The 24,654-nt window shown below is 50.9% G+C and carries 20 protein-coding genes and 1 other annotated feature; of the genes, 2 read left to right on the top strand and 18 right to left on the bottom strand.

From position 1 onward, the window contains the following. Positions 1 to 67 precede the first annotated feature (67 nt). The 11 genes from LY85_RS01895 to LY85_RS01945 all read right to left on the bottom strand — a co-directional run bounded on the left by LY85_RS01895 (position 68) and on the right by LY85_RS01945 (position 14,668). Positions 68 to 2,728, bottom strand: coding sequence for a YfhO family protein (locus LY85_RS01895; RefSeq protein ID WP_141825242.1), 2,661 nt, complete (start codon positions 2,726 to 2,728; stop codon positions 68 to 70). 115 nt (positions 2,729 to 2,843) lie between these two features. After that, entirely contained in the window at positions 2,844 to 4,073 is a 1,230-nt protein-coding gene (tyrS, locus tag LY85_RS01900; RefSeq protein WP_141825243.1) for a tyrosine--tRNA ligase, read from the bottom strand. A 47-nt stretch (positions 4,074 to 4,120) separates the two neighbouring features. After that, positions 4,121 to 4,358, bottom strand: a binding site (T-box leader). 30 nt (positions 4,359 to 4,388) lie between these two features. Continuing rightward, the gene (recN, locus tag LY85_RS01905; protein WP_141825244.1) at positions 4,389 to 6,071 is read right to left on the bottom strand and encodes a DNA repair protein RecN; all 1,683 of its coding nucleotides are present in this window, start codon (positions 6,069 to 6,071) and stop codon (positions 4,389 to 4,391) included. A 5-nt stretch (positions 6,072 to 6,076) separates the two neighbouring features. After that, on the bottom strand, positions 6,077 to 6,526 hold the full coding sequence (locus tag LY85_RS01910) for an arginine repressor (RefSeq protein ID WP_141825245.1): 450 nt from the start codon (positions 6,524 to 6,526) through the stop codon (positions 6,077 to 6,079). 1 nt (position 6,527) lies between these two features. After that, positions 6,528 to 7,385 (bottom strand): NAD(+)/NADH kinase, encoded by an 858-nt coding sequence (locus LY85_RS01915; protein ID WP_141825246.1) that lies wholly within the window; start codon positions 7,383 to 7,385, stop codon positions 6,528 to 6,530. Position 7,386: 1 nt separating this feature from the next. Beyond that, positions 7,387 to 8,199 carry a TlyA family RNA methyltransferase gene (locus LY85_RS01920; RefSeq protein WP_141825247.1) on the bottom strand — a complete coding sequence of 271 codons (813 nt, stop codon included), beginning with the start codon at positions 8,197 to 8,199 and terminating at the stop codon, positions 7,387 to 7,389. Continuing rightward, on the bottom strand, positions 8,196 to 10,052 hold the full coding sequence (gene dxs, locus LY85_RS01925; protein ID WP_141825248.1) for a 1-deoxy-D-xylulose-5-phosphate synthase: 1,857 nt from the start codon (positions 10,050 to 10,052) through the stop codon (positions 8,196 to 8,198). Before dxs ends, LY85_RS01920 begins: the two co-directional genes overlap by 4 nt. Positions 10,053 to 10,103: 51 nt before the next feature. After that, the gene (folD, locus tag LY85_RS01930; RefSeq protein ID WP_141825249.1) at positions 10,104 to 10,961 is read right to left on the bottom strand and encodes a bifunctional methylenetetrahydrofolate dehydrogenase/methenyltetrahydrofolate cyclohydrolase FolD; all 858 of its coding nucleotides are present in this window, start codon (positions 10,959 to 10,961) and stop codon (positions 10,104 to 10,106) included. A 15-nt stretch (positions 10,962 to 10,976) separates the two neighbouring features. Then, positions 10,977 to 12,011, bottom strand: a complete 1,035-nt coding sequence (gene lgt / locus LY85_RS01935; RefSeq protein ID WP_141825250.1) for a prolipoprotein diacylglyceryl transferase — start codon at positions 12,009 to 12,011, stop codon at positions 10,977 to 10,979. Between the two features lie 90 nt (positions 12,012 to 12,101). Continuing rightward, complete coding sequence (locus LY85_RS01940; RefSeq protein WP_141827929.1) at positions 12,102 to 13,379, bottom strand: pitrilysin family protein; 1,278 nt, start codon at positions 13,377 to 13,379, stop codon at positions 12,102 to 12,104. Between the two features lie 5 nt (positions 13,380 to 13,384). Beyond that, complete coding sequence (locus LY85_RS01945; RefSeq protein ID WP_141825251.1) at positions 13,385 to 14,668, bottom strand: pitrilysin family protein; 1,284 nt, start codon at positions 14,666 to 14,668, stop codon at positions 13,385 to 13,387. Between the two features lie 205 nt (positions 14,669 to 14,873). On the opposite strand from LY85_RS01945, the gene LY85_RS01950 reads away from it, so the two are divergent. After that, positions 14,874 to 15,785 carry a DMT family transporter gene (locus tag LY85_RS01950; protein ID WP_141825252.1) on the top strand — a complete coding sequence of 304 codons (912 nt, stop codon included), beginning with the start codon at positions 14,874 to 14,876 and terminating at the stop codon, positions 15,783 to 15,785. Positions 15,786 to 15,850: 65 nt separating this feature from the next. Here the strand turns inward: LY85_RS01950 and uvrA are convergent, their stop codons facing one another. From uvrA to pyrE, 4 genes are read right to left on the bottom strand one after another with little or no spacing between them, the layout of a single operon-like run. Then, positions 15,851 to 18,670, bottom strand: a complete 2,820-nt coding sequence (gene uvrA / locus LY85_RS01955; RefSeq protein ID WP_141825253.1) for an excinuclease ABC subunit UvrA — start codon at positions 18,668 to 18,670, stop codon at positions 15,851 to 15,853. Positions 18,671 to 18,702: 32 nt separating this feature from the next. Further along, positions 18,703 to 20,664: an excinuclease ABC subunit UvrB gene (gene uvrB, locus LY85_RS01960; RefSeq protein WP_141825254.1), complete on the bottom strand. Its 1,962-nt coding sequence runs from the start codon at positions 20,662 to 20,664 to the stop codon at positions 18,703 to 18,705. Between the two features lie 3 nt (positions 20,665 to 20,667). Further along, the gene (radC, locus tag LY85_RS01965) at positions 20,668 to 21,429 is read right to left on the bottom strand and encodes a DNA repair protein RadC (RefSeq protein ID WP_243122455.1); all 762 of its coding nucleotides are present in this window, start codon (positions 21,427 to 21,429) and stop codon (positions 20,668 to 20,670) included. A 24-nt stretch (positions 21,430 to 21,453) separates the two neighbouring features. Further along, positions 21,454 to 22,035 carry an orotate phosphoribosyltransferase gene (pyrE, locus tag LY85_RS01970; RefSeq protein ID WP_141825256.1) on the bottom strand — a complete coding sequence of 194 codons (582 nt, stop codon included), beginning with the start codon at positions 22,033 to 22,035 and terminating at the stop codon, positions 21,454 to 21,456. Positions 22,036 to 22,185: 150 nt separating this feature from the next. Here pyrE and LY85_RS01975 point away from each other — a divergent pair, with 150 nt between their 5' ends. Continuing rightward, the gene (locus LY85_RS01975; RefSeq protein WP_141825257.1) at positions 22,186 to 23,145 is read left to right on the top strand and encodes an RluA family pseudouridine synthase; all 960 of its coding nucleotides are present in this window, start codon (positions 22,186 to 22,188) and stop codon (positions 23,143 to 23,145) included. 103 nt (positions 23,146 to 23,248) lie between these two features. On the opposite strand, the gene hisE is transcribed toward LY85_RS01975, so the two are convergent. From hisE to hisA, 3 genes are read right to left on the bottom strand one after another with little or no spacing between them, the layout of a single operon-like run. Continuing rightward, positions 23,249 to 23,575 carry a phosphoribosyl-ATP diphosphatase gene (gene hisE, locus LY85_RS01980; protein ID WP_141825258.1) on the bottom strand — a complete coding sequence of 109 codons (327 nt, stop codon included), beginning with the start codon at positions 23,573 to 23,575 and terminating at the stop codon, positions 23,249 to 23,251. Further along, a complete protein-coding gene (hisI, locus tag LY85_RS01985) occupies positions 23,568 to 23,924 on the bottom strand; it encodes a phosphoribosyl-AMP cyclohydrolase (RefSeq protein ID WP_141825259.1) in 357 nt (118 codons plus the stop codon). The genes hisE and hisI overlap by 8 nt, the downstream gene beginning before the upstream one ends. After that, a complete protein-coding gene (hisA, locus tag LY85_RS01990) occupies positions 23,911 to 24,648 on the bottom strand; it encodes a 1-(5-phosphoribosyl)-5-[(5-phosphoribosylamino)methylideneamino]imidazole-4-carboxamide isomerase (RefSeq protein WP_141825260.1) in 738 nt (245 codons plus the stop codon). The genes hisI and hisA overlap by 14 nt, the downstream gene beginning before the upstream one ends. Between the last annotated feature and the right edge of the window lie 6 nt (positions 24,649 to 24,654).

The raw sequence follows: 24,654 nt of genomic DNA on the forward strand, positions 1-24,654 counted from the left end.
TGTTTTCTATAAAAAAACGATCCCTTCCGTCAGGCAGTATGATCTGCCGACAGCGGAAGGGATTTTTTTATCTCCAGTAATAGACGACTACGGGAAAAATATAGACCGCGATAAAAACGCCGATGAACAGGACCGTAAAGAAAAAAACCGCCGGCAGTTCCAAGAACCGAATTTTACGGTAGAGCCCCTTCCTCAGAAATATCAGGAAAAGAATCAGACCAGCGATTCCCAGGGCGGATAAACAGCTTCCCAAGGAAAAGCCGGGCGGGATATAAGAAACAGAGATTTCGTTTTTCCCTTTGTCCAGCTTGATCGCCATCATGGAATCCAGCACGCAGTTGATATCGATCTTTTTCCCGTTTACAGTCGCGGTATATCCCCTGCCGTCCGTAATCGGAAGGAAGAGGTAGGACTGGTCGTCAGCCGCGTCCGCAGTGCCGGTAATCCGGTTCCCGGACTGCTTTAGCTGCGCGGCGGCAGTACCGCTGACAGCTTTCTTTAAAACATCGTCCTTAAGTCCGGCGATCCCAAAGGATTTCACATCGACTTCTTTTAAAACCTGAATTTCCACTTCCACCGTCTGGTCGCGGAAGGTACCGAGATTCAGGAGTCCGTTATTGCTTTGATTCGGATAATCGTCCTGTACGGTCATCCCGTTTACCAGAATATTGAAGCTTGAGTTGATATGCTCGATCAGGCTGTTTGACAGCCTGTCAAAACAGTCGAAATAAAGCGTTTCCGTTCCCTGAACCGGAATCCGGTAAACCACTGACCCTTCGGCGCTGTTGTCCGGAAAAGTAAGAGAATATTTTTTGCCGGAAGTATAGGCGATATTATTCAAAAGACTCGGCTCATAATAGGTAAACAGCTTGTCCTGTGTATGAAAGAGGGATTCAAAGACAAACTGCTGAATGTTGAGACGGGTCGTGTCCGGCAGAGTGCTTAATTTCTGAACGTCATCGGCATGAACAACAAACCCGACGGGAAGGGCATCCTCTTTTTTCCTGATCTCATATTTCTCATTCTGATAAACCTTCTGTTCCTTGCTGAAGGAAGTTCCCCTGCGGAGAATGGTGTACCGGTTCCCCATTATGGCGTCGGTCAGTTTGGTGCCGCCGTTCGAATTGACTTCCATCCAGTAGGACGAATAGCCAAGCTTCTTCATGGTATACATAAAGCTTTCGCCCGTCAGCGACGTATAATGGCTCAGCGTATGATACCCCAAGCTGCCCATCAGGTTTACGTCGAAGTATTTTTCTTCGGATTTTACGCGGTAAAGGGAGTCATCCTCGATCCGGTCACTCAGATCGATGACGGCTGCCTCGGTTTTTCCGTTGTTGGCGGCTGAGGCCACGTAAACGCCGGAATTAAATACACATTCCAGTACAACCATGACGCACAGCAGGACGGAGAATGCGGTTTTACCCAGCAGCCTGAACTGGTAGAGCAGCAGAAGGACGAGATACGCGAGCCCCGCGACCAGAGAAAACAGGAGCAAAAGCCGGAAACTAGCGCTGTTTCCCCACAGGGTTTCCGTGTAAATCCTGACGACATCATATTCCTTATAAAAAATCAGGCATTCCGCAAGGAACACTGCACTGACCGCCAGCATCCCGCCGAATACGGCAATCGAACTGCTTGACACAAGGCGGTTTTCCTGATTGATTTCCGATAACACGGCGGCAAGCAGAATCAGGCCGAAAAAAACAGTAATATATCCGTAGCGGACCGGAAAAGCCTGATAATTTCCGGTCTGCCACATTTTGTTGATCGGTTCTATGAAAACCGGTATCATGGTCAGAACAAACAGGAAAAATACAAGGTTCGTACTCGGCGGAAGACTTTTCGCAAAAAACAAATAGACAATCAGCGCGGCAAAGATCGCGCCCGAGCACAGAATCACGGTAAACGTCGTGTCCAGCCTGGAAATCAGCCCGCCCACTTTTAAGCTCGTAAACAGGTCGCTGGTTCTGGCGGAAGCCATATACTGCATCAGCGAAGGCAGCCAGACCACGGCGGTAATCAGAGCGGTAATCAGGGTGGAAACTCCCAGAAGCAAAATGCTTTTCCGGCGTGTCCCCTTTTTCGCGAAGAAGCAAACATAGACTCCGGATGCCAGTACCAGAAAAATGGATACCATATAGCTCAGATAGAAATTCACTGTCAGTATCGCTGAAAAAGACAGGACATACCACAGGATTTTTCCTTCGTCGGCCAGCTTTATCAGACCGATCAGAAGAATCGGGAAAAGATACATGACGTCCAGCCATACGTGGTTCTGGTAGTAAAACATGGTGTAGCCACAGAAGGCATACATCACGGAGATCGCAGTGTTTTGCAGCACACCGAGCTTTTTGAGTTGAAAGCGAAAAAAGACGCTTGCCGTAAACGCGCATACCATCATTTTCAGCAGGACCAGGATATTCATGAAAAGATAGAGATCGGCCTTATCGACAAAGGCAACCAGAAAGCTGAACGGACTGCTGATGAAAAACAGGAATACGCCCCAGAAGCTCATGCCCCCGGCATTCTGCATATTCAGAAACATGTTTGCTTTCCCGGACAGGATATCTTTGAAGTCCATCAGAAAAGGGATGACCTGCTGGTTCATGTCGCACCACGAAAGAGTGTTATATCCAAAAGGAAACATCCTGCTTACAAAAAATACCGAAAGCATAATCACCATCACCGAAGCAGGTGCCAATAGAAAAGAGCCGTTTTTTTTCATCTGGATGAATCCTCCAACATTTGTCAATGTACCTATTATAAGGAATTGCCGGACGAAAATCAATCAAAACAGCCCGCCGCCGAAATTTCGGCGGCGGGCTGAGCGAATTTTTGCGTTAATCAACCAGATTGACTTTGTGGAACACCTTTTTTCCCTTTTTAATCACCACATATTTTTTCTCGAAATGGTTCAGGGAAAGCTTCTCCGCGCTGGAAAGTATCTTCTCGTTATCGACTGAAATACCACCCTGATCGATCAGACGTCTTCCCTCTCCTTTGGAAGGCGCCAGCTTTGTCAGGACCAACAGATCAAGCACGCCGATTTCCCCGTCGGCAAAATCGGCCGCGGTAATGTCCGTGGAAGGCATGTTGTCCGTGTCCTCGCCGCTGCCGAACAGCGCGCGTGCTCCCTCCTGTGCCTTTAGCGCTTCCTGCTCGCCGTGAATCAGCTTAGTGACCTCAAACGCAAGGACTTCCTTGGCTTTGTTGAGTTCCCCGCCCTCCAGTTTTGCAAGCTCATTGATCTCCGACAGCGGAAGGAACGTAAGGATTTTCAGGCATTTGATAACGTCGGCGTCGCCGATATTGCGCCAGTACTGGTAGAAGTCGAACGGCGTGGTCTTTTCGGGGTCCAGCCAAACAGCGCCCTTTTCGGTTTTGCCCATCTTTTTGCCCTCGCTGGTGGTCAGCAGGGTAAACGTCATGCCGTAGGCTTCCTTGCCCTCTTTGCGGCGAAGAAGCTCGACGCCGCCGATAATATTGCTCCACTGGTCGTCGCCGCCAAGCTCCAGCTGACAGTTATAGCGGTGGTTCAGCTCCAGAAAGTCGTAGCTCTGCATGATCATATAATTCAGCTCGAAGAAAGAGAGACCCTTTTCCAGACGCTGCTTATAGCATTCCGCAGCAAGCATGCGGTTGACGGAAAAATGAACGCCGACATCGCGCAAAAATTCAATATAATTCAGATTCAGAAGCCAGTCGCCGTTGTTGGCCATAATCGCTTTGCCTTCCGAAAAATCAACCAGACGGGACATCTGCTTTTGGAAGCAGGCAATATTATGGTCGATTTCCTCTTTGGTCAGCATTTTGCGCATATCGGATTTTCCGGAAGGATCGCCGACCATGCCTGTTCCACCGCCGAACAGCGCAATCGGCGTATGACCGGCTCTCTGCATGTGCGCCATGACCATAATCTGTACAAAGTGGCCTACGTGCAGGCTGTCGGCTGTCGGATCAAACCCGATATAGAATGTGGTTTTGTGATTGTTGAGAAGATCCTGAATCTTCTCCTCGTCCGTCATCTGGGCAATCAAGCCCCTTGCTTTGAGTTCTTCGAAAACTCCCATAAAAAATCCTCCATTTCAGGGGGATAAAAAACGCCCCCTGCTTATTTGCAGAGGGCGGAAATAACCGCGGTACCACCTCAGTTCACCGTAGCCTCGCGGATACGGCCTTACGGGTACAAAAAATACCCACGCGCTGTAACGTGCGCTTTCACGGCCAAATCTAGTAGAAACCGTTCAATCTGGCGACTCCGGGATGTATTTCAGCCAAATCACGCGCCTGCTTACACCAGCCGCAGGCTCTCTTTGCCGGCTTTTTGACTTACTTCTTCCCATCAATGTCATTATACTGCATTATACCCAATTCCCTCCGCATTGTCAAGACGATCCGTGCTTTTTGGCAAGCCTGAGCATTTCCGCCGCATTTTCCAGCAGCAGCGGCGTGATCTGCGCTCCGCCCATAATTCTTGCCAGTTCCTGCTTCCTTCCCTCGTAATCCAGCTCGGCCACGTCGGTGAAGGTTTTGTTTTCCCGGACCTGCTTTTTGATTAAGAACTGCGTGTCGGCCAAAGCGGCTATCTGCGCCAGATGCGTTACACAGATCACCTGACGGTGGCCCGCGACCTCATGCAGCTTCAAGCCGACCTTCTGCGCCGCGCTTCCGCTGATACCGGTGTCAACCTCGTCGAAAATCAGCGTGTCAATATCGTCTTTCCCGGCAAGCACCGTTTTAATGGAAAGCATAATGCGGGAAAGCTCGCCGCCGGAAGCGATTTTTGCGATCGGCTTGGCCGGCTCGCCCGCATTCACCGAAATCAGGAACTGAAGCTTGTCGCAGCCAAACGGATTCAGCGGGCATTCCTCCTGCTGTACCTGAAAATCGATGTTCGGCATATCGAGAAAGCGGAGCTCTTCCTTTACCCGTTTCGTAAAGGCCCGTGCCGCCTCTTTGCGGCAGGCGGAAATCTTTTTCGCAAGTCTTTCCGCCTCTGCCTTTGCCTTTTGATATTCCTTTGTCATCTGCAGGATTTTTTCATCCGAAAGCTGGATATCCTCCAGCTGGGCCTGCGATTTTTCGAGAAAATCGATCATATTTTCCACGGAGCCGCCGTATTTCAAGCCAAGGCGATAGAGGACGTCCAGCCGGTCCTCTATCCTTTCAAGGTCCGCGGGATCATATTCCAGCTCCGAAGAGAAACCGCGGAGTTCCTCGCCGCAGTCCTCCAGATCGTAGCGGATATTTTTGATTCTTTCGGAAAGCTCATGGATTTCCGGCAGGTATTTTTCCGCTTCGGACAGAGCGTCCGAAGCGGAAGCGACGGCGGATAAAGCGCCGTCAAAGCTTTCTTCCCCGTTCAGGGCCGCTTGCGCCGTATGAATCGCCGAGGCGATCTTTTCGCTGTTTAAATAGCGGGTGCGGGTCTTATTCAGTTCTTCCTGCTCGCCGGCCCGCAGTCCGGCTGCCTCCAGTTCATTGATCTGATAGGTCAGCAGATCAATCTGTCTTGCTTTCTGTGCCTCGTCCATATCAAAAGCGTCCAATGCGCTTTTCATATGCTGCATATTGCTGAAAGCGGCGCGATACTCCGAAAGCAATGCCTCGGGCACGCCCATGCGGTCGATATACCGGATATGTAAATCGGGCGACAGCAGGTCATAGCTCTCGTGCTGGCCGTGAATACTGATCAGCATGACCCCGATCTCTTTCAAAACGGATACGGTTGCCGGACGGCCGTTGATGCGGCACACGGCTTTGCCGTCGGTATGGATTTCGCGCTGAATCATGACGGAACCGTCTTCTTCCGGCACATAGCCGAATTCCGCCAGCTTATGGACGGCCTGTTCCCCCAGGTCGGAAAAAACGGCGGTGACAAAAGCGGAACGCGCCCCGGTCCGCACAAGCTCGCGCGAGGTTCTTTCCCCCAAAATCGCGTTGATGGAATCAATAACAATGGATTTTCCGGCTCCGGTTTCCCCGGTCAGAACGTTCAGGCCGGGGTGAAAATCAATCCCGGTCTTTTCAATCACAGCAATATTTTCGATGTAAAGCTGAGAAAGCATTGCAATCACCCAACCATTTTTTTAAGTTCAGCAACCAGCTGCTGTGCATGGTCTTCGTCCCTCATCGCAATAAAAATGGTATCGTCCCCGGCCAGAGTGCCGACGGCACCCTGCCAGTGCATGGTGTCCATTGCCGCGCAAACAGCCTGCGCCATGCCCGCGTGGCATTTGATTACAACCAGATTGCACGCGTAGTCAATCTGCACCGCGGAATCGGAGAGGAGGGAATAAAATTTAGAGGAGTAATCGGCCGTGTTGCTTCTGCCGGTGGAGTATCTGTATTTTCCGTCGTGGGACAAAGTCTTGATCAGCCTGAGCTCTTTAATGTCGCGGGAAACGGTGGCCTGAGTTACCTCAAAACCGTCTTCGCGCAGGCGGCGCAGCAGTTCTTCCTGAGTATCAATCGCGTATTCGTTAATCAATTCAAGGATTTTTGCGTGTCGTCGTGTTTTCAATTCAATTTCTCCTCTCGGCTAATTTTTCGTTCACTACCTCATAAAAATTATCGTCTTTTAATTTAATAATTCTCACCATACGCTCTGAACGGCAAAAATTAATTTTCTGATTATCGGCAATCTGAATAAAAGTGTCCCCGTCCACGGACAAAATAATCTCGCTTTTATAGTGGGAACACGCCGTCACGCTCAGCTTGGCGTCCGGCCCGAAAATAACCGGCCTTGTCAGCAGGGAATGCGGGCAGATCGGCGAAAGCAGAATACAGTTGATGCTCGGATCGATCACAGGGCCGCCGGCGGAAAGGGAATACGCGGTCGAGCCGGTGGGAGTGGAAATAATCAGGCCGTCCGCCCTGTATTCGCAGACATTTTTATCATTGAAGTGAACCGTGATATCCAATATCCGGGAAAGCGCTCCGCGGGCGATCACCGCGTCATTCAGCGCCAGATGGGTTTCCTCTTTCCCCTGATTGACCAGCCGGATTTCCAGCATCATACGGTTTTCGATGGTATAGTCCCCTTCGATCAGCTTTTTCAGCTTGTCAAGCTCGTCCGTTTCCAGCCCGGCGACAAAACCGAGCCGCCCCACATTGATGCCCAAAATCGGCTTTTCCGCCATAGCGGCATGCCGGGAAGAGTGAATAATGGTTCCGTCGCCGCCAACGGCAATGACCGCGTCACAGTCGGACATCATTTTATCAAAATCATCGTAAAAGACAATGTGCGAATTTGGAAAACAGCTTTTCAGGTTTAATCGCATGCATACCTCTGCACCGAATTTTTGCAGCGTTTCCGCCACCCGCGTAGTATGAAGCTGTGCGTTGTGCTTGCTTAGATTCGGCATGATCGCTATTTTCACATTATTCACCACCGTTTAATTCATGATGGGATTCTTCCACCAATGCTTCTATATTCAGCGGAACACTTTCCGGTTTCTCCGATTTTTGCAGGTAAACCAGATACTCAATATTCCCCTCCGGTCCTTTTACCGGGGAATAGGTCAGGCCCAGAACGGAAAATCCGTGTTCCAGCACAAAGCCCACGATTTTTTCAATCACTTCCCGGTGAACCGCCTGCTCGCGCACCACGCCTTTTTTGCCTACTTTTCCCCGTCCCGCTTCAAACTGGGGCTTAATCAGACAGACGGCCTGCGCGTTTTCCGCCATGAACTCCCTTGCGACGGGAAGGACCAGGCAAAGGGAAATAAAAGAGACGTCCACGCTGAAAAAATCGATGTCGTCCGGCACCTGCTCCCGTGTAAGGTAACGGACATTGGTGCGCTCCAGATTCACGACCCTTGGGTCGGTGCGCAGCTTCCACGCGAGCTGCCCGTAGCCGACGTCGATGGAGTAGACCTTTTTCGCGCCGCTCTGCAGCATGCAGTCCGTGAAGCCTCCGGTAGAAGCGCCGATATCCATCGTGATTTTGTCTTTCAGTTCAATCGGAAAAGCCGCCATGGCTTTTTCCAGCTTCCAGCCGCCGCGGCTCACATAGGGCATGGTTTCCCCGCGGATTTCTATTTTCGTACCGACCGGAAGCATGGTCCCGGGCTTGTCGGACTTCTGATGGTCGATATAGACGTTGCCCATCATAATCATTGCCTTGGCCTTTTCCCTGCTTTCGGCAAGGCCCTGGTCAAACAGCAGGCAGTCCAGTCTTTTTTTCTCTATCACTTTTTGTACTCCGTCAATATCATATTTACCATTCCCTTGTCGTCGAGGCCAAGGGCGCTGAGCGACTGCAGCATGGTCGCATGGGGAACAAAGTTGGTGATCGCGCGTAAGCGGAACTCGCCGCAGTACCCGTTCTGGGACAGCAGATAGCCGAAATGCTCCCCGATTCCTCCCTGCTGGATTCCTTCTTCAAAGAAAAAGACTTTTTTCGCGGCCTCAGCTTCCGCTACCGCATCCCTGTCCACCGGAGCAATCCGGTTCAGCTTGATAATTTTCGCAGAGATCCCGGACTCTTTCAGCGACGTGATAGCCTTACAGGCCAGGGAAAATAAACGGCCGTAGGTCACAATCACCAGCTCCGCCCCACTCTGTCCGTAAGTGTCGTACGCTTTTCCGGTGCTTTCAAAGTCGAAGGGCTTAAACATGGGCTTTCCGCGCGGATAGCGCACGGCCGAAACGCCTTCGCACTGGTAAAGCGCCTGCTGAAAAGAAAAATAAAGCTCGTCATAGTAAGCCGGGGAATAAACGGTAATACCGGGGACGGTACTCAAAAAAGCCGCGTCAAAGATACCCTGGTGTGTTTCGCCGTCGTCGCCGACAACACCCGCCCGGTCAATGGCCAACGTCACTTTTACACGCTGGATGGCCGCGTCATGAATAATCTGATCGTAGCCGCGCTGTAAAAACGTGGAGTAAATCGCGCATACGGGAAGCATGCCGCCCGCGGCAAGACCGCCGGCAAAGGTTATCGCATGCTCTTCCGCAATCCCCACGTCGAAGAAGCGGCCGGGAAACTGCTTCGCGAACCCCGTCAGACCGGTTCCCATCTGCATCGCTGCGGTAATCGCGCAGATTTTTTCATCCTTACTTGCCAACGTACAAAGATGGCTGCCGAAAACACTGGAAAAATTCTCACCGGCGGGGGCGGATTTTCCCGTCTTAATATCAAAGCTGGATATCCCGTGAAAAGCTCCCGGATTCTGCTCCGCATATGGATAGCCCTTTCCCTTACGGGTAATCACATGGAGCAAAACCGGATGATTGATATTCTTGGCATTTTCCAGAACATCGATCAGTTTTCCTAAATCATGACCGTCAAACGGCCCGTAATAATAAAAGCCCATATCTTCAAAAATGGTGCTGTTATATAATATCTGCTTTAAAGCAGCCTTTGATTTCGAAAGAAAATGGTGCAGCGGCTTTCCTACGTGAGGAAGCCGGTTCAGCGCGGTTTCAATATTGCCCTTTGCCTTGAAATAACCGGGCTTTGTGCGAATATGCGCCAAATAGCGGGCAATGGAACCGACATTCCGCGAAATAGACATTTTATTGTCATTTAAAATAACAATAAAATTCTTCTTGAAGCGCCCGGCGTTGTTCAGCCCTTCATAGGCCAGACCGCCGGTCAGAGCGCCGTCGCCGAGCAGAGAAATGACGTGGCCGGGCTCTCCGGCAAGAAGCTTTGCGTTGGCGATTCCCAGCGCAGCGGAAATGGAGGTGCTGCTGTGCCCCACATTAAAAGCGTCGTAGCTGCTTTCCATACGGTTCGGATAGCCGGAAAGGCCGCCCTGCGTCCGGATGGTGGAAATGGTGTCGCGCCTGCCGGTCAGAATCTTATGGGTATAGGCCTGATGCCCGACGTCCCAGACGATCCTGTCGTCCTTGGAACTGAAAACACGGTGCAGCGCAACCGTTAATTCAACGACCCCCAGATTGGAAGCCAGATGCCCTCCGTTATTGGAAACAGTCTTAATGATTTTTTCGCGAATTTCATCGCACAATTCATAAAGTTCATCCAGAGAAAGCTTTTGCAAGTCCTCCGGAAAATTAATTTGATTTAAAAGGTTGTCCATTCCGTACCTCAACTGGCAGCCGCCGGAAGCAGTATACCGGGATTCCGCATTTTACAGAGTCATCCCGTTCTGACGTTTCGCCGCGGCAACTGTATTTTTAAGGAGCATCGCAATCGTCATAGGACCGACACCGCCCGGAACAGGAGTTATGTAAGACGCTGTTTTTTCCACATTGGCAAAGTCCACGTCTCCGCACAGTTTTCCGTTTTCGTCGCGGTCCATTCCCACATCGATCACCACCGCACCCGGTTTCACCATATCCGCGGTAACAAATTTCGGTCTGCCGACCGCCGCGACAAGGATATCGGCCTGTCTGCATACTTCCTTAAGGTTTTTTGTCCTGCTGTGGCAGATGGTCACCGTTCCGTTGTGATGCAGGAGCAGCATGGCCATCGGCTTGCCTACAATATTACTTCTGCCGATTACGACACAGTTCTTTCCTTCGATTTCGATTTTTTCATGGCGGAGAAGCTCAATGACCCCCGCGGGAGTACAGGGCAGGAAATGATAGTTTCCGATCATGATCCTGCCCACATTGGAAGGGTGGAAAGCGTCCACGTCTTTTTCGGGATCAATGGCTTCCACCACCGCCTTTTCATCCAATCCGTCCGGCAGCGGGGATTGAACCAAAATACCGTTAATGTCTTTTTTTGCGTTCAGTTTCGCGACCAGGTCCATGATTTCTTTTTGAGAGGCGGACGCGGGCAGGGCGTATTCTTCCGAATAGATTCCCGCCTGAGCGCAGGCCTTCTTTTTATTGTTTACATATGTCCTTGACGCGGGATCGTCTCCGACAATCACCACGGCAAGGCCCGGCGTTACGCCGAGCCGGACCGTTTTCTCAACTTCAAGGGCCAGCTGAGCCCGAATTTCGGCTGCAACCGCTTTCCCGTCAATGTATTTCGCCATAACCTGCCTCCAAAATCATGATTTGTCAGTTTCCTCCGCCGTATCCTCGGGAGAAGCTGAAACGGGTTCTTCCGTTTCAGCGGCTGGTTCGGACGCAATGGGCTCTGGCTCTTCCTGTACCGCACCGTCTGGCGCATCTTCAGAAGCATCTGTGTCAAAAATAGTGCTTGCATCGTCGTCAATCAATTCTTCCGGTACTTCATCCACCACAGCATTCAGCGCCATGACTTTCGGGGAACCGCATCCGGCAAGAGCGGTTCTGTTGCGAAAAACAATTAACAACGCGATACCGGTTAAAACCGTTATCACAGCAACTACCTGCGAGACTCTGAGAGGAATGACCGGGGTAATCAGGCTGTCCGTGCGCAGTCCCTCAATAAAGAACCGGCCGACGCCGTACCAGATCAAATAACCGAGAAAAACCTGTCCGTCATATCTTCTGAACCTGCGGCTGAAAATATGTAGCAGGACAAAGCCCAGAAGGCACCATAAGGATTCATAAAGGAAGCAGGGATGCACAGGGCCGTTCGCAATGGCGGAAGTGTTTTCGCTGACCATGCCCCACGGCAGAGTGGTTTCACGGCCAAACGCCTCCTGATTGACAAAGTTGCCCCAGCGGCCGATCGTCTGTCCGATCAAGAAACCGAGCGAAGCTAGGTCCAGCATGGCCGGAATGCTGATTTTACGCAGCTTGGCGATCAGCGCGCCGCAGAGCAGGCCGCCGATGATTCCGCCGTAAATTCCAAGTCCGCCTTCCCAGATATAAAGGGCGCTGATCGGATTTCTCAGATACTGGTCGCTGGTATCGAAAATAACATAATAGGCCCTTGCGCCGATGATTCCGCCGATAATACCGACAATCACGGCGTCGATCAGCCTGTCCTGATCCATATTAAACTTTTTGCAGCTTGCCATCACATAAAGGAAAGCCAGTAAAAAACCGACCGCGATAATCACACCGTACCATCTGACGGTAAGCGAACCGATTGAAAACGCAACTGGATTGATTGTAAAGTGAATGCCCAGTCCCGGAAATTGAACATTTAACATATACTCCACCATTTCTCCACGCGCAAAAACAGATTAGACCCCGGCCAAAACTTCGCGTGGGATGTTCTGGCGGTAAGAATAAAGAAAAGCTTATTCTTCAACCGGTCTTACAATGGAAAGTGCGGAATACTCCGGTCTGAGCTGGACATTGAGCCTGTTCTGCACGGACTGAATATCCGCCGAAGCAATCGTATCGATATAGTTAAAAAGTTCATGGCCGGTAAATGCCAGGGAGGCCATGGTGTTGGCGATGTTGTCCACACTGTTGAAGGACGAAACCATACGGCCGTAAACCGCTTTTTTGGAGCGCTCAAAAGCCGCGGGGTCCAGTCCGTGTTCACGCAGCCCGGCAACCTCTTTTTTGATCTCCTGCGCAACGGCATCGGGGTCCTTTGATTCCCCGGAAAAGATCACCGAAGCATAACCGGGTCCCTCAAAATATTCATAGGTGAAAGAGGATTGATTGATCAGCCCGGCGTCCAGCAGCCTGCGGAACAGCGGGGACGCGTCGGAAGCCAGGATTTCCAGCAGGATTTCCGTGTCCGCGATTTCACGGGCAGACAGGCGGTCTTTGCCCGCTTTTTCCTTAAAACCAAGCTGAAAGATCGGGGCGGCCACGGAAAGCTTCTGCTCCACCCTGCTCTCCACAACCTCTTCGGGCTCTTCCTCAAAAAACCGGTCGATGGTGACGTCTTTCGAGGGCTTGAGCATTTTATCGCAAAGCTCCAACACCTTGTAAACGTCGACATTTCCCGCGACACACAGCACCATATTGTTGAGGTTATAGAAGGTATGATAGCACTTATAAAGCAATTCCGGCGTAATCTCCGCAATGCTTTCAACCGTTCCGGCAATATCGATCCTGACCGGATGCTTATGATATATAGCGCGCAGAAGGTTGAACATCACGCGCCACTGCGGGTCGTCGTCGTACATTCTGATTTCCTGCCCGATAATGCCCTGCTCCTTCTGTACGGTCTGCTCGGTAAAATAAGGGGACTGAACAAAATCCAGAAGGATTTCCAACGATTCGTATACTTTTTCCGAACACGAAAACAGGTAACAGGTTTTGTCAAAAGAAGTATAGGCGTTTGCGGAAGCCCCCGTTTTTGCGTAACGGGCAAAGGCGTCCCCGTCCTCGCTTTCAAAAAGCTTATGCTCCAGATAATGAGCGATGCCGTTGGGAACCGTATTCATCTCGGTTTCTTCCGAAGTTTTAAAGCAGGTGTCTACGGAACCGTATTTGGTGCCAAATACGGCATAAGTGGAACTGTAATTCTCTTTCGGATATACAAAAATTTTCAGCCCGGACGAATGGTTGATCTCAAAATACCGGTCGCCGATCCGCGAGCTTTTGATTTCCTTCATTACATTCATTCTTTTTCTACCCCGTTTCCGACCAAGCGATACACTGTGTCAAGAGTGACATTGTTAGCGGCGTCGATCATCTGCTGACGCGTAACGGCGCTGATCAGAGCAGCCGCTTCCTCCGGGCGTTTGACATAATTGGCAAACGTCTGCGACAGGTACCACGCCTCCAGCCCACCAAGGGAATCGGAAAGAGAGCGGTAGCTGTTGCACATGCTGAGTTTTGCCGCATTGACTTCATTATCGTCAAAATTGCCCTTTTTTATTTCTTCCAGCTGGAATAAAATTTCCTCTTTGGCCTTTTCAATATTCTTCGTTTCAACGCCGCTCTGTACAAGCATGATTCCCTTCATGGAAACGTACAGCGCGCTGCAATAGTAGCAAAGGCTGAGCTTTTCGCGGACATTCAGAAACAGCTTGGAGTTCGGGGTGCCGCCAAAAAGGGCAACCATCAGCTTGACCGCCTCCACCTGCTCATCCCGAAGGGAGGCCGCGGTGCGGAAGCCGAGAACAAGCTTGGACTGGGCAATATCCATTTTTTCAGTGACTTCATTGACCTGATCGGCCTTCTTGACATTGACAGTCGGACACTCCACCGTGGACCTTTTGCCAAGCTTCTGAAAAGCATTATAAAACCCTTCATAAACAGGCTTTGGATCACAGTCGCCCAGAACCATGATTTCGATCCTTGCGTTCTGAATCAGATAGTGCCATACCCCGGTCAGTTCCTCACGCTTCAGATTCCTGATATCTTCCTTGCTGCCATAACGGCTGATGCCGTACGGCTCGTTTTTACACATGATTTCCTCGCAGCGCTGTCTGGCATAGGTACGCTTATCATTGAATTCAGAGTCGATCAGTTCAATGGTCTGGCGCTGTTCCTGCTCAAATCCCTCCTTCGGGAAAAGGCCGTCTTCAAACGGCGGGTCAAACAGAATGCTGCACAGCAGCTTTGAGAGCTCCGTCGAGGTGCTCTCCCCCTGCAAAGCATACCTGTCGGCAATTCCGGAAGCATAAAGCGACAGCATCTGAACGTCGCCGATTTTCTGAACGTCGGCGCTCAGATCCGCTCCGTAAAGCTCGGCCAGACGTTCGCCCAGTTTTGTAAAGTCGGGATATTCCCTGCTGGCACGGCTGAGAAGGAAAGGCAGAATGGCATTGGAAGCCGCAGCTTCTTTTTGAAGGGGCAGTAAAAAATTAACGGACATGCGCACCGTTTTGAATTTGACATCCCGGACGCTTCTGAAATTGACGCCGTCACAAACGGAGCGCTGTTCTATCTCTGTCATTCGATTATTCATCTCCATATTAAACTCGGTTAAAATCAAGCTTTATTATATCACAATCCTCTGCTTTAGCAAAGAAATAATATTCTAAATTATTTATGAACATACAAAATTCATGCCGTACCCTGCCGGAATCAGTCGCTTTTCTGTTGCGGTAAAAATAGAATAATGTTATAATATCCGGGAACATAAAAACGAGGTGGCATTATTGAAAATTAAAAATCAGGCACTGGCCGCGGATTTGGGGCTGGTTTTCGTCACAATCATCTGGGGAAGCGCTTTTGTCGTCGTAAAAAACGCTACCAGCGCCGTTCCGACAAGCTACATCATTGCGATCCGTTTCGGGATCGCCGTTTTGCTCATGACTGTTTTTTTCTTCAAAAGGCTGAAAAAAATAGACGCCGACTGTATCAAGTCGGGTGCCATCCTCGGGGTCCTGAGTTTTGTCGCCTATTATTTGCAGACAACCGGTATCCAATATACAACGGCGGGCAACAATGCGTTTCTGACGGCTGTCTATGTTGTGGTGGTACCGTTCCTTTATTGGCTGTTGCGCAATGAAAAGCCGGACCTGTACAATATAACGGCTGCATTAATATGCATTGCAGGAATCGGGCTTTTATCGCTGCACGCGGGATTCACGATGAATGTCGGCGATATTCTCTCCCTGCTGTGCGGAATCGCTTTTGCTTCACAGATCGTAGGTACCAGTATTTTAACCGAAAAGAATGATCCTATTCTGCTCTCCTACACGCAATTTGCCGTTACCGGAGTAATCGGGCTGGCAGTGGCTCTCAGCACCGAAACGTTCCCCGCCGGTCTGGGAACCGACTCCGTGCTGTCTCTTTTATACATTGGCGTATTCAGTACCTTGATCGCACTGGTCTTGCAGACTGTCTGTCAAAAATACACTCCGCCCGCCAGAGCTTCCTTGATTATGTCGCTGGAATCTCTGTTCGGCTCGGTTTTCGGCATTATCTTTTTGCATGAAGCGCTGACGCCCAAAATCTTAGCCGGATCTCTGCTGATTCTTCTTTCCATTCTGATTTCGGAAACGAAGCCGTCTTTCTTCAGATTGAATCAAAAAAGGACGGAACTGCAGGAAGACAGCGCGGAATAAATCCATAGAAAACAAAAACCTTCCGCGCGGGAATTGACATTCCCTGCGGAAGGTTTTTTTGATGCTTACAGCAATTTTTTTAGATATTTTCCGGTATAGGATTCCTTTACTTTTACGATCTGTTCCGGGGTTCCCTTAGCGATGACCTCACCGCCGCCGTCTCCGCCCTCCGGACCAAGGTCGATGATAAAGTCGGCGGTTTTGATCAGGTCCAGATTATGCTCGATGACCACTACGGTGTTTCCGCCGTCCACCAGCTTTTGGAGCACCTCGATCAGCTTGTGAACGTCCGCGATATGAAGGCCGGTGGTGGGCTCATCCAGAATATAAATCGTTCTGCCCGTGGAGCGCTTGGAAAGCTCAGTTGCCAGCTTGACTCTTTGTGCTTCGCCGCCGGAAAGGGTCGTCGCCGGCTGGCCGATCTTGACATAGCCCAGTCCGACGTCCTGCAGCGTCTGCAGCTTGCGGGCAATGCGCGGAATGCTGGAAAAGAACTCCAGCCCCTCTTCCACCGTCATCTCCAGCACATCATAGATGCTTTTGCCTTTATACTTGATCTCCAGCGTTTCACGGTTGTAGCGTTTCCCTTTGCAGACGTCGCAGGGGACGTAGACATCCGGAAGGAAATGCATCTCGATTTTGATGATGCCGTCGCCCTGACAGGCCTCACAGCGGCCGCCCTTTACATTAAAGGAGAATCGGCCGGAATTGAACCCGCGCAGCTTGGCGTCCTGTGTGGAGGCGTACAGCTCGCGGATATCCGTGAAGACGCCGGTATAAGTAGCGGGGTTGGAACGGGGCGTTCTGCCGATGGGCGACTGGTTGATTTCAATCACCTTGTCCAGCTCCGAGAGCCCCTTGATTTCTTTAAAAGCGCCGGGACGGGATTTCGCTCCGTTCAGTTCCGCCGCCAGGTATTTATATAATATTTCATTGATCAGCGAAGATTTTCCGGAACCGGATACACCGGTGACACAGACAAATTCCCCAAGCGGGATATCCACGTTCACGTTTTTCAGATTGTTCTGGGAAGCGCCGATGATTTTCAGCTTTTTCCCGTTGCCCTTGCGGCGTTTTGCGGGAATCTCCACCTTTTTCACCCCGCTCAGATACTGCCCGGTGATGGATTCCTTGCAGTTGACAATATCGTCCACGCTCCCGTTGAATACCACATGGCCGCCGTGGATGCCCGCGCCCGGGCCGATATCCACAATATGGTCGGAGGCGCGCATGGTATCCTCGTCGTGCTCTACGACAATGACGGTGTTCCCCAGGTCGCGCAGCCGCTTCAGCGTGGCAAGGAGCTTATCGTTGTCGCGCTGGTGCAGTCCGATGCTCGGTTCGTCAAGAATGTAAAGGACTCCCATCAGGGACGAACCGATCTGCGTGGCCAGACGGATACGCTGGCTTTCTCCGCCGGAAAGCGTACCGGACGAGCGCGAAAGCGTAAGGTACTCCAGCCCAACGCTCTGCAGGAACCCCAGACGGCTTCTGATCTCCTTTAAGATAGCGGTTGCAATCATGGTATCCCGTTCGGAAAGCTCCAGATGATTAATGAAATCCAGCGCCTGCGTGACCGATTTGTCGCAGAAATCGCTGATATTGATGCCGCCCACGGTTACGGCCAGGCTGATCGGGGAAAGGCGCTTGCCATGGCAGGCATCGCACGGGATCGCGCTCATATAGGATTCGATTTCCTCTTTGATCCAGTTACTCTGCGTTTCACGGAAACGCCGCTCAAGATTATTGATGATTCCCTCAAATTCGGTTTTATAGATCCCGCTTCCGTATTCGTTGCTGCGCTCAATCTGTATCTTTTCGCCCTTCGTACCGTAAAGGAGGACGTCGATTATTTCCGGCGGCAGCTTTCCAAGAGGCGTGTCGAGAGAAAAATGATAATGTTTGGACAGCGCCGTCATGTACATGGAGGCGATCGTGCTGCCTTCCATCGCCCATCCGCTGGCTTTCAGGCCGCCCTTGCTGATAGAAAGAGACTTGTCCGGAATAATCAGGTCGGGGTCAATTTTCATAAAGACACCGAGTCCCGTACATTTGGGACACGCGCCGAACGGATTGTTAAAGGAAAACATGCGCGGAGTAAGCTCCTCCACGCTGATGCCATGCTCCGGGCAGGCGTAGTTCTGGGAAAAGGTGATATCGTCTCCCCCGGCGACATTAATCACGATAATTCCGCCGGAAAGCGAGGAGGCCGTTTCAATGGAATCGGACAGGCGGGAGTGAATCGAGGGGTGGATGACCAGTCTGTCGACAATGACCTCGATCGTATGTTTCTTATTTTTTTCAAGCTGAATGGTTTCCGACAGATCATAGAGATTGCCGTCCACACGTACGCGGACAAACCCGCTCTTGCGCGCGGCGTCAAACTCTTTGGTATGTTCGCCCTTGCGTCCCCGCACCACGGGAGCAAGCACCTGAATCTTTGTTCCCTCTTCCAGATTGAGAATACGGTCGACAATCTGGTCAATGGTCTGCTGCTTGATTTCCCGACCGCAGATCGGGCAGTGCGGGATTCCGATTCTTGCGTACAAAAGCCGCAGATAATCGTAAATCTCCGTTACCGTTCCGACCGTGGAACGGGGGTTTTTGGAAGTCGTCTTCTGATCGATGGAAATCGCCGGGGAAAGCCCCTCAATGTAATCCACATCCGGCTTTTCCATCTGCCCCAGAAACTGGCGCGCATAGGATGAAAGAGATTCCACATAGCGGCGCTGTCCTTCCGCATAGATGGTATCGAAAGCGAGAGAGGACTTTCCGGAGCCGGAAAGTCCCGTGAAAACAATCAGTTTGTCCCTTGGAATTTCGATATCGATGTTTTTCAGATTATGTTCCCTTGCGCCCTTAACAAAAATGTTCTTTGCTGTCATTGATTATAATTTCCTCCGTAGCATTTCGCCGGCTATTTTTCACCGTTCAGTTGTTTGATTTTGTCACGCAGATAAGCGGCGTGCTCGAATTCGAGAAGCTTCGCAGCCGCCTTCATTTCCTTTGTGAGCTGTTCGATCATCTGTTTTCTCTCGATCGGGCTCAGACGCTTCTGCTTCTTTCCCTTCTCGTCCTCTTTATGAGTGGAGATTTCCAAAATATCGGAAACCTTTTTCTTGATGGTTTTTGGAATAATCCCGTGTTCCCGGTTATACTCGGTCTGAATGGACCGGCGGCGTTCCGTTTCGCGGATAGCGGACTCCATGGACGGAGTGACCGTATCGCCGTACATGATGACCTGTCCCTTTGCGTTGCGCGCGGCGCGGCCGATTGTCTGAATCAGCGAACGCTCGGAACGCAGGAAGCCCTCTTTATCCGCATCCAGTATGGCTACCAGCGAAACCTCCGGAATATCCAGCCCTTCCCGCAGCAGGTTGATGCCGACCAGCACGTCAAACTCTCCCAGGCGCAGGTCACGGAGAATTTCCATCCGTTCCACGGTATCAATATCGTGATGCATATATCTGACTCGGATTCCCATTCCCTCCAGATAAGAGGTGAGGTCTTCCGCCATTTTTTTGGTCAGGGTGGTAATGAGGACGCGCTCTCCGTCGGCGGTTCTCATGTTGATCTCGGAAATCAGATCGTCAATCTGCCCATCCGTCGGTTTGACGATAATCTCAGGATCGACCAGTCCGGTCGGACGGATCACCTGCTCCACTACCTGAGCCGATTTTTCTTTTTCCAGATCGCCCGGCGTCGCACTGACGAAGACAGCCTGATTGACATGGTTGTAAAACTCGTCAAAATTCAGCGGACGGTTGTCAAACGCGGACGGAAGGCGGAAGCCGAAATCGACCAGCGACTGTTTTCTGGCCCGGTCGCCAGCGTACATGGAGCGGACCTGTGGAAGCGTCACATGGGACTCGTCCACAAACAGCAAAAAGTCCTTCGGAAAGTAATCCAGAAGGGTGAACGGCGAGCTGCCCGGCTCACGCCCGGACAGAACGCGCGAATAGTTTTCAATCCCTTTGCAGAATCCGATTTCGGCCAGCATTTCCATGTCGTACCGTGTACGCTCCTGAATTCTCTGCGCCTCAATCAGCTTGCCGTTGGCTTTGAAAAACGCGACCCGTTCTTCCATTTCCCGTTCAAGATCGCCCATGGCGCGCTGCATCTTTTCCCGCGGGACAATGTAATGGGACGCCGGATAAATGGCAACGTGCTTTAAGACGGCCTTAAGTTCCCCCGTCAGCGCGTTGATTTCACTGATCCGGTCAATTTCGTCGCCAAAGAATTCCACGCGAATCACCGTATCGTTCGACTGGGCGGGAAAAATCTCCACCACGTCGCCGCGGACCCGGAATTTATTACGGATAAAATTGATGTCGTTCCGTTCATACTGAAGCTCAACAAGCTTGCGCAGCAGATCGTCGCGGCTCCTTTCCATGCCCGGGCGCAGGGAAATCACCATGGTGCGGTAATCGATCGGGTCGCCCAGGCTGTAAATGCAGGATACGCTGGCAACGATGATGACGTCCCGGCGCTCCGAAAGGGCCGAGGTAGCCGAATGGCGCAGCTTGTCTATTTCATCATTGATCGCGGAATCCTTTTCAATATAGGTGTCTGTCGTCGCAATATAGGCTTCCGGCTGATAATAATCATAATAGGATACAAAATACTCGACCGCGTTTTCCGGAAAGAACTCCCGGAACTCGGAACAAAGCTGTGCGGCAAGCGTTTTGTTGTGAGCCAGAACCAAAGTGGGACGGTTCATCTGTGCGATAACATTCGCCATGGTAAAGGTTTTTCCGGAACCGGTCACGCCAAGCAGCGTCTGCTCGCGGTAGCCGGTCTGCAATCCCTGAACAAGCTGCTGAACCGCCTTGGGCTGGTCTCCCTTCGGCTGATATTGTGAAACTAATTTAAAATCCATTTTTTACTCCGTATCAAATCCGACATCAAAAATTCCCGGCATGATTCCGCTTTTCGCGATCGAAAAATAATCGTTGCCGCTCACGATAATATGATCGATGAGCTTTACCTCCACAATATTCAGCGCTTCATAGACCCACTGTGTGGAGCTTAAATCCTGCTTCGAGGGCATACAGTCTCCGCTCGGATGATTATGTGACAGAATCGCGTAAGCCGCGTTATACTCCACCGCCAGCCGGACAATCTTCTTGATATAAATATTGGCGGTGGTGACAGTGCCTTCATTGACCACACCGCAGTAAATCAGCCGGTTTTTACTGTCGAGGAGCATCAGTACGATGACCTCGTCCGAACGGCCGATAAATTTGCGTGTCAAAAGCATGCCTGCTTCATTATAACTGAAAATCACATTTTTGTCTTTATCCAAATTTTCCTGGTAACGACGGCACAGCTGCGGAATGAGTTTCATCAGCGTTGCCGCCGACTTCCCCACGCCCTCCACTTTCATCAGTTCTTCATAGGGCGCGTCGAACACCCCCGACAGCGACCCGAATTTCTGCAGAAGCGCATGGCCGATGGGATTGGTGTCCTTTAAAGGGATCGCGTAAAAAAGAAGCAGTTCCAGAACCGCGTGCGGCTCAAAAGAGTCAAGCCCGTCCTTCAGAAATCTGTTTTTCATGCGGTCCCTGTGGCCACCGTGTACGGGCTGGGCCTCGTTACTGATTTCCGACGGCTGTTTCCCGAGCCGCTCCTTGTTTTCCTCCAACGACGCCCGCCCCCCAATCATCCATCAGATTTTTCTGCTGCCCGGTTTGACGGGCGCCGGAGCACCGGCCTTGCACAAAGGACATTCTTCCGGTTCCCAGGATTCCACTTCAACGGAAACGACCGCCTTAAAGGGAACGCCGAAATCGATTTTTCCTCCTGTCCGGTCAACAATGGAGCCGACACCGACCACTTCGCCGCCGGCTTCTTTTACCAGCTCGATCACCTCACGGACCGAGCCGCCGGTCGTCACCACGTCCTCCACCACAAGCACCCTGTCCCCGGGGTTTACGGAAAAGCCGCGCCGCAAAACCATTTTTCCGTCCTCGCCGCGCTCTGTGAAAAAGTTTTCGCAGTGAAGCGCGCGGCTGACTTCGTAAGCCATCTGGACCGCCCCCATCGCCGGACCGATGACGATCTGAACATTATCATGACAATACCGTTCCGCAAGGGCCGCGCAAAGCTCCTCACTGTACCTTGTATTGCGAAAAATCCTGGCGCATTGGAGGTATTTGTTGCTGTGCCTGCCGGAGGTCAGTTTGAAATGCCCCTCCAGCAAAACCCCAGCCTCTTCTAAAATCTCCATGACCCTTTGCTGTGTTATCATAAATCCGTTCTCCTTCTCGCATATTTCATTCTATTATATACTAAAAAATCTCTTTTGAAAAGTATTTCCGACTGTTGCCGCGGCCTTATCCGTGATATAATCTGGAAAGGCGGAAGCACTGAAAATGTATCAAGTTAGGAGTCTTTCCATATGAAAGAAATAACCATAAGCGCAAACGATGCCGGACAGAGGCTGGACAAGTTTCTCACAAAATCCTTCAGCAACCTCCCCCAATCCATGATGTACAAAAGCATCCGTAAAAAAGATATCAAGCTGAACGGGAAGCGGTGTGAAATTTCCACCCGACTGAATGAGGGCGACGTTCTCACCCTGTATTTAAAAGACGAATTTTTTCAGCAGGAGCAAAAGGAATACGATTTTCTGAAAGCGCCGAACAAGCTCACGGTGATTTATGAAGACGAAAACATCATGATTCTGGATAAAAAGCCGGGATTAATCGTACACCCGGATGAAAATTATCATTTTGATTCCCTGATTGCCCGCGTTCAGCATTATTTATATGAAAAAGGGGAATACCGCCCCGAAAACGAAAATTCGTTCGCCCCGGCCTTGATTAACCGGATCGACCGAAATACCGGCGGCATTGTAATGGCGGCGAAGAACGCGGAAACCCTTCGCGTGATGAACGAAAAAGTGAAAAAGCGCGAAATGCAGAAGCTGTATCTCTGCATTGTCCACGGAAAAATGAATCCGAAAGAAGCGGTGCTGGAAGGCTTTCTCGAAAAAAACGAAAGCCAGAACCGCGTCTATATTTCCCACAGGCCCACCGCGGACACCAAATCGATCAAAACGCGCTACCGGGTGCTCGAAGAGCGCGGAAGCTTCAGTCTGCTGGAGGTTGAGCTCCTGACCGGACGCACCCATCAAATCCGCGCGCACCTTGCTTCCGTCGGCCATCCGCTCGCCGGGGACGGAAAGTACGGCACGAACGCGATCAATAAGCAAACCGGATTTTCCTATCAGGCCCTCTACTCTTACAAGCTGAAATTCACCTTCGGCACGGACGCGGGGCTTTTGAATTACCTGAACGGCTCGGAATATGAAGCAAAGGATATCTGGTTCTTAAAAGACTTTTACAGCTGGACGTGACCCCTTCGGGATACTAAAACTCGCCGGGCGCCGCGAAAACGTGCTGCGCGGCTTGCCCGGCTGCCTGTGCTGAAAAGAGCCGGCGCACACGCGCCGGCTCTTTTCAGCTGTTTCTATCTACCTGATGAAAGGTTTTCAGGTTCCCTGTTTTTTCACTGCGCCTTTCCAGCTCAGCCTGGATGTCTTCCAGGGAGATGCCTTCGTTGACCATTAAAACGGTCAGATGATACAGCAGATCCGATATTTCAAGGACGGTTTCGGCATTGTCCCCGTTTTTGGCGGCGATGATTGTCTCACTGCACTCTTCCCCGCACTTCTTCAAAATCTTATCAAGGCCCTTGTCAAACAGGTAACAGGTATAGGACCCTTCCGAACGGGTTTCTTTTCTGCTCTGTATGGTACTGTATAGCTCCTGCCAGGTGTCAAGCATCGTTATCCCTCCAGATTTCATTAAAAAAGCAACTGTGCGCGCCCGTGTGACAGGCGGCGCCGGTCTGTCTGACGACGACCAGAAGGGTGTCGTCATCACAGTCGCCATGAATGCTCACAACCTTCTGCAAATGCCCGGAGGTCGCGCCCTTATTCCAAAGCTCCCGGCGGGAACGGCTGTAAAACCAAGTGTATCCCGTCTCAAGCGTTTTTCTCATAGACTCCCGGTTCATATAGGCCAGCATCAAAACTTCGTTTGTTCCGTATTCCTGAACGATCGCCGGAAGCAAATCGAATTTTTGAAAAAAGCGATCTATAAAGGCGTTGTCCTTTACATCAATACATTCCATTTATTTTTTCCTCTCCGCAAAGCGCAATCGCTGCTTTCAAATCGAGCACACCGGCATACAGGGCTTTCCCACAGATTGCCCCATAAAGCTTCAAATCCAGTAAATTCGCGATATCTGCAAGGCTGCTGATACCGCCGCTCGCGATAATATGGCAGGAAACCTCATGATTCAGTTGGTCCAGCATCTCCAGATTCGGGCCGGTCAAAGTACCGTCCCGCGAAATATCCGTAAAGATAATATACTTTACTCCATACTGTTCCATCCTTTTGGCAAGCTCAAGATAATCCACCGTTGAGGTTTCCGTCCAGCCCTGCGCGGCAACCTTGCCGTTTAAGGCATCGATTCCAACCGCAACGCGTTCTCCACATCTCTGAACAGATTCCTTAACAAGATGGGGATCGTTCAGCGCCGAGGAACCCAAAATGACTCTTGAAACACCGTTGGAAAGATAAAAATCAATCGTTTCCATGCTTCTGATTCCGCCGCCGATTTCTATTTTCAGCCCGGAATTCTGCAGTATTTTAAAAATGATTTCCGAATTTACAGGATGAGCCGCTTTTGCGCCGTTCAGATCGACAACATGCAGCCACCTTGCTCCCGCAGATTCAAAAGCCCCGGCGGCGGACACCGCGTCCTGCGCCACTTTATGCGCCGTGCTGTAATCACCCTTTACCAAACGCACACATTCGCCGTCTTTAATATCGATTGCTGGCAAAATAACCATAGCCGT

Source organism: Clostridium sp. KNHs216, from assembly GCF_006714885.1.
Taxonomy (GTDB): Bacteria; Bacillota; Clostridia; order Oscillospirales; family Acutalibacteraceae; genus Caproiciproducens.